Source organism: Phytoactinopolyspora endophytica (assembly GCF_004138495.1).
GTDB classification, from domain to species: domain Bacteria; phylum Actinomycetota; class Actinomycetes; order Jiangellales; family Jiangellaceae; genus Phytoactinopolyspora; species Phytoactinopolyspora endophytica.
This window is the reverse complement of record NZ_ML142849.1, coordinates 76861-78040: the sequence shown is the minus strand read 5'-3', so window position 1 is coordinate 78040 and position 1180 is coordinate 76861. Positions and strand designations below refer to the sequence as shown.

Below are 1180 nucleotides of genomic sequence, written 5' to 3'. Positions count from 1 at the left end.
GTGTGCGGCCGGTGTCGCTCGCCTGGTGGACCGCCGCCCAGGCGGTCTGCCAGCCGGCGTAGTTGGACACGCCGACGTAGCGAGCCCGCCCCGTGGCGACGGCGTAGTCGAGAGCGCTGAGCGTCTCCTCAAGCGGCGTGTCGTCATGCCATGTGTGCACCTGCCAGAGGTCGACATAGTCGACGTCCAGCCGGTCCAGAGAATCATCGAGCTGGTCGAGGAGCATCTTCCGGGACACGTCGTCGACATCCTGTCCGAATGGTCCCGAGCGGCCGGCCTTGGTGGCGATGACCACATCGGACCTGGGTACAGTCTTGTCGAGGAGGCGGCCGAGGACCTGCTCGCTGGCTCCTTCGCCGTAGGAGGCGGCGGTATCGATCAGCGTGCCCCCGTTGTCGACGAACGTCTCGAGCTGTTCGCGGGCCTCGTGCTCGTCGGTGTCCCGGCCCCAGCTCAAGGTGCCCAGCGCGTAGCGCGAGACACGGAGTCCACTTCTTCCCAGTCGTCGCAGTTCCACACGGCGAGAGTACCGGGTTTTACCTCCGGTAGCTGTGCAAACGGGGCCGGTTAAAGTAGTGCGGTGCGGCCGTCCACACGCCGTATCCGCGCCACCCGTAAGGAGCACTTCACGCATGGAATGGTTCCAGGCCGTCGTCCTCGGTGTGCTGCAGGGGCTCACCGAGTTCCTCCCGATCTCGTCCAGCGGCCACCTGCGGATCTATCCGGAGCTGTTCGGCTGGGAGGACCCTGGAGCCGCGTTCACGGCAGTGACACAGATCGGCACCGAGACCGCCGTCATTCTGTACTTCGCGAAAGACATCGGGCGGATCATCCGTGCGTGGTCGTTCTCGGTGTTCCGGCGCGGTACAGCCGTGGAACCGGCGATGGCGGGCGCGGTCGCCGGCAACCAGGGGAGCGACACCGGTGCTGCCGGTGCGGACGGCGGGCCGAGGCATCGTAGGGGCCGGGCCGGCAATGGTGCAGGCGGCGCAGGTGTTTATGATCCGGCCGACGCCCGGATGGGCTGGTATGTGATCCTCGGCACCATACCGATCGTCGTCTGTGGAATCACGTTCAAGGACGTCATCGAACACGACTTCCGCTCGCTGTGGATCGTCGGCACCACGCTCGTGGTGCTGGGGGTCATCCTCGGCATTTCCGACCGGGTTGGGCGCAAGAA

2 protein-coding genes are annotated in these 1180 nt (G+C 66.2%); one reads left to right on the top strand and one right to left on the bottom strand.

The window, feature by feature from the left end; translation table 11 throughout:
* A partial coding sequence (locus ELR45_RS40180) for an aldo/keto reductase (RefSeq protein WP_240759026.1) occupies positions 1-517 on the bottom strand: 517 nt, incomplete at its 3' end.
* 115 nt (positions 518-632) lie between these two features.
* Here ELR45_RS40180 and ELR45_RS00385 point away from each other — a divergent pair.
* Positions 633-1180: undecaprenyl-diphosphate phosphatase (locus tag ELR45_RS00385; RefSeq protein WP_276320626.1), on the top strand; the 548-nt coding region annotated here is incomplete at its 3' end.